The following is a 6,106-nucleotide window of genomic DNA, read 5'->3' as shown; positions in this document are numbered from 1 at the left end:
AAAATCAAAGCTGCTTTTTCGTTTGCACCACCTTCGATTCTTTCCTTAACGATTTGTCGAATTCCTTATTTCTAAATTTCATATAGCAAATAGGTTTTAACAATACTGTATTGCCTTATCAACTCTTTATCCTTATCTGAAAGCTCTTGATCGGGAAAATTAGCCACTAAAGAGCAAAGATAAAGGTAAACAGGACTGTACCGTTGTTTAAAACCCTCTCGCCCAAATTTACCTTGTATAATATCAAACTCATGCTGAATTTGACTGGTACTGTTGCACTCGGATAACTTCATCACATCACCTAATCACCTCATAAATTCGATAGCTATTATGATTGCTATTACCTAATTCATTATTGTTTCTTATCCATTTTAATTCCTCCAAAATAAACCTTGGCTTGCCTCTTTGTCAATCACTTTTTTGCTCCAAACCTTTTCATAAATAAAAATATCAATTCATTTTATGGACTGCAAGTTTAATTGTTACACAAGCTCCACTGGGAGCAATATTTGAAAGTTCTAAACTTCCGCCGTGTTTCTGGCTAAGGACACGGCTTGTAGCCAATCCCAGGCCCATATGCTCTCCCGTTTTATCCTCAGAATAAAGAAAGGTGTTCTTTTTACGGAGCATTGCCCTTGAAAAACCTTTGCCATCGTCTGATATGGTTATCATAAGCATACCATCGGTAAGGGAGTACCCAAAATTCACCTTGCTTTTGGCATATCGAATGGCATTAGAAAAGATATTCTCGACAATACGGTAAAAGATCTGCTCGTCTAATTTCACCTGACATTCGGATATGGTGGAATGGTATGCAATCTCCAGGCTATGTTGTTCTGCAAGAAACGAAAGACTTTCCGTAGCTCTTCTTAAAAAGTCCGGTAATTGAACTACGGAATACTTTGTTTCCGTTTCTTCAATCGCATTCAGGTCACGGATATAATCTGTATAATGTTCAAGCCGTTTTGCCGTTACCGCAAGGTTAGACAGTGTATGCCGCAATTCTTCGTCATTTAGATTTCCATCTGCCAGGCATTGCTGCATATATTCCACATATCCCTCAACAATCGCAATGGGATTTCTAAGGTCATGTGCCACTGACGCCTGCAGGATTCTGCGCTGCTCAATCATGTTCCATAGCTGACGGTTGTTATCATAGAGCGCCTGCCGCATTTCTTCAAAAGCAGTGCAGAGCCTTCCTAATTCATCATTCCTGCTATAATCAACCCTAAAATCAAGGTCTTGCTCCCGGATATGTTTTGTCGCATCGGCAAGAACCTGAATGGGCGGTGACAGTTCTTTCCTGTAAAACCACCATGCGCACAGCATGATACCTGTAATGGAATAGACAAAAGGAAACATCACCATAGAAATGCCTGCCATTCTGTATACAAACTTTTGCTTTGGACGAAGCGCCACGAAGCCGGACTCGATTTTCTCTATTATGAATTCCGTATTCTCCAGAGCTATATCCACTCCGGCAGGAACGATCATACCCACTTGGGCAGGTTCGTCAAGGATAACCCTCTGCCCTCCCTCTAATACCCTCCCGTCCGCTGTGACCGTCCGAGTATTCAGCCAGACTTCCTGAGAATCTGGAAGTATCATTTTCTGTATACGATAGCATCCATAAATCGTCAGGACAGATGCCGCAAAAACAAGAAACATTGCAGCAGCTACCGCACAGATAAAAGCTCTTTTCATTGATCCGGGTTTCCTCATTTTTTCCATCTGTAACCCATCCCCCAAACTGTTTCGATGTATTCCCTGCCCGTAGCTTCCTTCAGTTTATTCCTGATCTTTCGGATATGCTCTTTTATGACTCCGCTATCTCCTTCGGCATTCAGCCCCCACACGGCTTCATAGATCCGTTCCCTGTCGAATATCTGATTGGCGTTACGCATCAGAAACTCCACAATGTCAAACTCACGGTTTGACAGGTTCAGCGGCTTTTCCCCATAAAAACAAGTATGTTCCGCAAGATTTACGATCAAGCCCTGGGAAGAAACGATTTTAGGCGTACACTTGCTTCGTTCATCCCTTCGCAGGTGAGCCGCCACTCTTGCAGTCAACTCTTTCAGGCTGAACGGCTTGGTTATGTAATCATCACCGCCAGCCTGCAAGCCGTTTATTTTGTCCTGTTCCGTAATCCGGGCTGTCAGAAACAAAATAGGGCAGACGACATTCTGGCGGATCATTTTGCATAACTCCAGCCCGTCCATTTCCGGCATATTAATGTCAAGCAGAATCAAATCCGGATAGACATTCAGCATGGATATTGTCTGCTCCGCATTTTCCGCTACAAAAGCCTCATATCCACACTTATGTAAGTGACTTGACAATAACTCTGTCAGCATTTTTTCATCATCAACAATTAGTATTTTGTATGCCATAGTAGCCTCCTCTCCCAGAATATGATACTGCAAATAAGTCAAAAAGTGGTCAATTTCCTGCTTTTCAGAGCGTTCTCAACCGCTTTTTTTATGACAGTGCTTGAATTTGTTGCGACTGATATTGCGTCTACATCTATTTTCTGTTCATCAACTATACTGTCAGCGATAACTTCTGCGGTCTTTCCACGTTCATGCCTATGCTCCAAAATGTTAATATTTGTGATTTCTCCATTTTGCACGGTAACTTCCACTTTGGCATATATAAAATCCACGTCATATTCACCAACATAAACTTCGTCAGGAATATTAGAAATATTTATATCTTCAAAGGTGGTTTCCTTTACTGCCTTTTTATAGTCCGCAACACTTTTAAGGTAGAGGATTCCCCAAACGAAACCGACAAACAAAAGGAACATGATAACAAATAATACTGTTTTCTTTTTCGATATTCTCACTTCATCACTCTCCACTATCTGTAATAGAACAATACAACATATGAAAACCATGTTCTAAAAACTGGACTTTCGATAATCCCATTGCTTTTTTAATATATTCTTCTTTATTTTCTGTAAGCTGAATAAGCCCGGACAACATACCCCAGAAAACAAAAATAGTAGGCATGATTTTCAGATCGCTGCGTAAATCGCTTTTATCTATGCCGGATATTAAAAATTCCTTTATCTTTTCGTTTATTCCTTCCCCTATTTGATAAGTTTCTTTTTCCTCTGGAAGATAGTCGTGGCTTTCAAAATCAATATTGATTTTATCCAATACCATTTTGAAGTAGAACGGAAATTCTTCCTGATACTGAACCAATCCACGGCAAATAAAATTGTATTGTTCTTTTGTGGTTTGCTGCTGCTCCAGTGCAGAAGCGATGTAATGATAAAGTTTTTTCATGCTGTCCAGCACTAAGATACCAACAATTTCCTCTTTGTTCTCAAAATACACATATAAAGTCGCTTTGCTGTATCCGGCTGCTTTGGCTATATCGTCCATAGAGGTTGCCGCTATGCCTCTCTCCATGAACAATACTGACTCAGCGGAAGCAATTTTTTCCCGGTGTACACTTTTCGGCTCTTTTTTCTCCGTTCCATTGTCTGCCTCCTTATAATTGAACTCAAGGTTTAATTATAAGAGTTTTAAAGAATACTGTCAACTTTTACCTCCAAAATAATCTGGAAAACATTTGCCTGAATGAGATGCCTCCACTTCATGTCGATTCAACATTTTTAGTTTAAGTTTTTACCATACTCCGTTTTTCCCATTAAAAGACCTCATCTTCCGGCTCAAAATATTCCAACAGGGAAAGATACAATTCTTCTGGACGATCTGGCATATAATCCTCATAGCTGCAAATATCCTGCTCTGTATGGTTTGTGTATTTCACCTGCACCCGCCATGACGGATTTCCCTCCGGTTCCTTTGTTGGCTGTACTTCCAATCCATTCTTCAAATCTTCCATGAAAAAATCTTCTTCCCCATCAAAAAACGGGGCATAATCCCCCTCATCAGGACGCAGGGAATAGTCTTGCTCCCACATAAAAATTTCCAATGTATGAACGATATACCGCGACAACTTCGCCATCTGACCGCCCTCCAACGTGACAGACTGCTCCTCGCCCTCTGCTTGAAAATCCGTCATTGTAATGACACGGCTTTTCCGGTCAATGGTAAAACGGCAGTCAGCCATTTCCATATCGCCGTACCCATCGCAAACCTCCGTATGTACTTCAAAAGACAATGTATTGATGACCTGCTGCTTTTTCAGGGCATTTTGCTCTGCATGGGGAAAGCAGACATTGAAAACCTCCCGTGCCGTTTCCGCCACTTCCGGGCAGTCATCCTTCATTTTGGCTTTCAGCCATTTCTTCTCACCCTCTGAAAGCCGCCTCATTGGGAAACTCATCAACCGATTCATATCCATTGCCGCCGCTTTTTCCGCAGCGCTTAAACGAGAGCAGGCTTTGCAGATATGGGCTGCATGGCCTTTCCCGGAAAATTTTTCATTTGCTTTATATTCGCCGCATATTTTACAGCAATGCCCGTGTGGGCGGTTTTTCTTCTTTGACATCGCAGATTCCTCCGTTCCTGCACCTATTATACAGTGAACCGTCAAAACTTCAAAGATAGCTGTGGGTTATTTTAGAAATTCTTTATGCCGGATATGCTGCCCTGTTCTTTCTTTGCTTTATTCTGCTTCCGTCAATTCAAACTGTTCAAATTCTTCATCTGCCATATCCCTCAGTTTTCCGTTCACCCTGCCGGACAGCTCCAGCATATCTGTATCCTCCAGATACGGCAAAGCCCGCTCAATATCCTCTATGACCTCGCTCCTGCTTTCTCCTGCAAATACGCAGATTAAATTACTTTCTTCCACAGTAAATCTTGTATCCATATCCTTACATCTCCCTCTGCTTATTTTTTATGTTTTCTTCTTGTTCCCTGCCCTGTCCTGCCACCTGCGCCTTTTTCTCCGCAAGGCGGGCTTTTAAGGACGGTTTTGCGGCTGGCCTGTCCTGCGCCTTTTTGTTTTCCTCTCTCTGCGCTTTCTCCCCTGCGCCGTTGTTCAGCACATTATCCACCATGTTGTAATTCTGTTCTTCCATTTCCTCGATCTTGGCAAGGGGTGATTCCGTTTATACACTCCGGCGGTATCTGTTTCCAGATCGCCACAGCTTCCTCCACGGTAGGGATATTCTCATAGAACTCACCCAGGTTGTGGAACTCGCCGCACTCCGCAACCGTCAGCGTCACTTCTGTTTCCGCCTGCTCCTGGGATAAGGACACCGGCTCCCCACCACTGCCACGTCCACAATCTCCGCTTTTTCCATCAATCGATCATAATCAATCGGTATCAGCTCATCATTATCACGGATATTTCCCCTTGCGCTGTTGTCAAAGGGATTATCTCTTAAATCCACCAGAATATCATTAAGGGCTTCCCGGATACTGCCATCAGGATTGTCATATACACCGCCGTCTATCTCCTTATAACCCGCCCCTATAATGGAATAGTCATAGCCGCCGTCAGCCTCCTGGATACTGATGAAGCGGTCTGCTATCTGGAAAGCAAGCTCTGTTTCCTGTTCCCCTTTTAAGGATTTCTTCATCTGCGCAAGCATCTGGTCTTTTTCATCTCCGAGGTCAATGTTCTCGTCCTCATCATCCAAATCCTAAAATGCCGGGTGGTCTATATTGAATTTCTCATAGACCGCTTCCAGTGTTGCGCTCTGTGTCCGCCCTTGCAGCTCGGAAAGTTCGCCCACATAAACAAGATTGTAATTCTCCGGCTTAATGGCATCGAGATTGTCCTTTATAATGCCCTCTCTTGCGTCAGCAGCAGCATTTCGCCCATGTATAGCCGTATTCCTCCATCTCCCATAAGCCGATCATCGGGTCAGGGAGTGCGTCAATCTCCGCCTGTGCGTCAATGACCGCAAGGGCAGACCCCTGGTTGCCTTCCGTTTCCTCATAATAGATATGCTCCGCAAGCTCCCTTGCCTTTTCCATGTCATTCAGCTTAAAGGCATAATACACGATAAGTTTTCGCTCATCATCGGAAAAAGCGGTCTTTGCAAACTCTAACCGGTTGATGATGCCCTCCGTCTGCTTTGCCGGGGAAAGGTGGCTCATCATTGTTACCTCTTTTTTATCCAGTGTACTCTCGGAAACTCGAATCCCTTGTTTTATAAGGCTTCAGAAATTTCCGA

Annotated in this window: 11 protein-coding genes; all 11 read right to left on the bottom strand. The window is 43.2% G+C overall.

Features of this window, described 5'->3' with window-relative positions:
- Positions 1 to 450 precede the first annotated feature (450 nt).
- The 11 genes from E5329_RS27935 to E5329_RS27890 all read right to left on the bottom strand — a co-directional run bounded on the left by E5329_RS27935 (position 451) and on the right by E5329_RS27890 (position 6,032).
- Positions 451 to 1,704: a HAMP domain-containing sensor histidine kinase gene (locus E5329_RS27935; RefSeq protein WP_135992416.1), complete on the bottom strand. Its 1,254-nt coding sequence runs from the start codon at positions 1,702 to 1,704 to the stop codon at positions 451 to 453.
- 14 nt (positions 1,705 to 1,718) lie between these two features.
- Entirely contained in the window at positions 1,719 to 2,393 is a 675-nt protein-coding gene (locus E5329_RS27930) for a response regulator transcription factor (RefSeq protein ID WP_135992415.1), read from the bottom strand.
- 38 nt (positions 2,394 to 2,431) lie between these two features.
- Complete coding sequence (locus E5329_RS27925; RefSeq protein ID WP_275443839.1) at positions 2,432 to 2,848, bottom strand: FMN-binding protein; 417 nt, start codon at positions 2,846 to 2,848, stop codon at positions 2,432 to 2,434.
- Between the two features lie 4 nt (positions 2,849 to 2,852).
- Complete coding sequence (locus E5329_RS27920; RefSeq protein ID WP_275443838.1) at positions 2,853 to 3,419, bottom strand: TetR/AcrR family transcriptional regulator; 567 nt, start codon at positions 3,417 to 3,419, stop codon at positions 2,853 to 2,855.
- Between the two features lie 241 nt (positions 3,420 to 3,660).
- Positions 3,661 to 4,467 (bottom strand): hypothetical protein, encoded by an 807-nt coding sequence (locus tag E5329_RS27915; protein WP_135992412.1) that lies wholly within the window; start codon positions 4,465 to 4,467, stop codon positions 3,661 to 3,663.
- 117 nt (positions 4,468 to 4,584) lie between these two features.
- Positions 4,585 to 4,791, bottom strand: a complete 207-nt coding sequence (locus tag E5329_RS27910) for a transposon-transfer assisting family protein (RefSeq protein ID WP_135992411.1) — start codon at positions 4,789 to 4,791, stop codon at positions 4,585 to 4,587.
- Positions 4,792 to 4,795: 4 nt separating this feature from the next.
- The gene (locus E5329_RS27905) at positions 4,796 to 4,981 is read right to left on the bottom strand and encodes a hypothetical protein (RefSeq protein WP_275443837.1); all 186 of its coding nucleotides are present in this window, start codon (positions 4,979 to 4,981) and stop codon (positions 4,796 to 4,798) included.
- Entirely contained in the window at positions 4,971 to 5,183 is a 213-nt protein-coding gene (locus E5329_RS31320) for a hypothetical protein (RefSeq protein WP_275443836.1), read from the bottom strand. The genes E5329_RS27905 and E5329_RS31320 overlap by 11 nt, the downstream gene beginning before the upstream one ends.
- Positions 5,147 to 5,566, bottom strand: coding sequence for an LPD16 domain-containing protein (locus E5329_RS31315; RefSeq protein ID WP_275443835.1), 420 nt, complete (start codon positions 5,564 to 5,566; stop codon positions 5,147 to 5,149). Before E5329_RS31315 ends, E5329_RS31320 begins: the two co-directional genes overlap by 37 nt.
- 3 nt (positions 5,567 to 5,569) lie before the next feature.
- Complete coding sequence (locus tag E5329_RS32410) at positions 5,570 to 5,662, bottom strand: hypothetical protein (RefSeq protein ID WP_275443834.1); 93 nt, start codon at positions 5,660 to 5,662, stop codon at positions 5,570 to 5,572.
- A 67-nt stretch (positions 5,663 to 5,729) separates the two neighbouring features.
- A complete protein-coding gene (locus E5329_RS27890; protein WP_135992409.1) occupies positions 5,730 to 6,032 on the bottom strand; it encodes a hypothetical protein in 303 nt (100 codons plus the stop codon).
- Positions 6,033 to 6,106: the final 74 nt, after the last annotated feature.

It is taken from the genome of Petralouisia muris, from assembly GCF_004793545.1.
In the GTDB taxonomy this organism is placed as follows: domain Bacteria; phylum Bacillota; class Clostridia; order Lachnospirales; family Lachnospiraceae; genus Petralouisia; species Petralouisia muris.
Note: the sequence above shows the minus strand (reverse complement) of the source record. Positions and strands in the feature narration are given on the sequence as shown.